This window comes from Paenibacillus xylanexedens (assembly GCF_007680605.1).
GTDB classification, from domain to species: Bacteria; Bacillota; Bacilli; order Paenibacillales; family Paenibacillaceae; genus Paenibacillus; species Paenibacillus xylanexedens_B.
This window is the reverse complement of record NZ_VEIO01000041.1, coordinates 1-608: the sequence shown is the minus strand read 5'-3', so window position 1 is coordinate 608 and position 608 is coordinate 1. Positions and strand designations below refer to the sequence as shown.

The 608-nt window shown below is 43.3% G+C and carries 1 protein-coding gene; it reads left to right on the top strand.

Features of this window, described 5'->3' with window-relative positions; all coding sequences use genetic code 11:
- Positions 1–75: 75 nt before the first annotated feature.
- The coding region (locus FS818_RS28265) for a condensation domain-containing protein (protein WP_260989999.1) at positions 76–608 on the top strand (533 nt) is incomplete at its 3' end.

The following is a 608-nucleotide window of genomic DNA, read 5'->3' as shown; positions in this document are numbered from 1 at the left end:
GTAATGCCAGGGTTACTTTAGAAGATCTAAATGAGCTATTCAGCAACCTATAGTAGAAGTGGGGGGAAGTAGTCGATGGTCCAAAAAGATCAAGTTATCAAGGTGTATCCTTTATCTCCGATGCAGTCAGGAATGTTGTTTCATTCGATGTTGGAAAATCAACCAGAAGCATATTTCGTTCAGACGAGCATGTCGCTATTCGGAACAATTGATCTGTCCATTTTGGAGAAAAGCTTGAAAGTTCTTATGGAACGACATGAGGTGTTTCGGACATTTTTTTCTCATAAAAAGTTAAGCCAACCGCTTCAAGCTGTCTTGAAAGAACGTGCGCCGATCCTCATGTATGAGGATATTGCAGACATGCAGGAGGACCAAAAGGCTACGTACTTAGAAGCATTCAAGAAAGCGGACAGAACAAAAGGATTCGACTTAACAAAAGACGTACTTTTTCGGGTTTCAGTGTTGAAGACTGGTCAGAAACAGTATGAGATGGTCTGGAGCACGCATCATATTGTACTGGACGGATGGAGCTCGGGGATCCTTCGTTCCGAATTCCTTGAAATTTATGAGGGGCTTCGTAATGATCGCCCTCTTCGGTTGCTACCGGC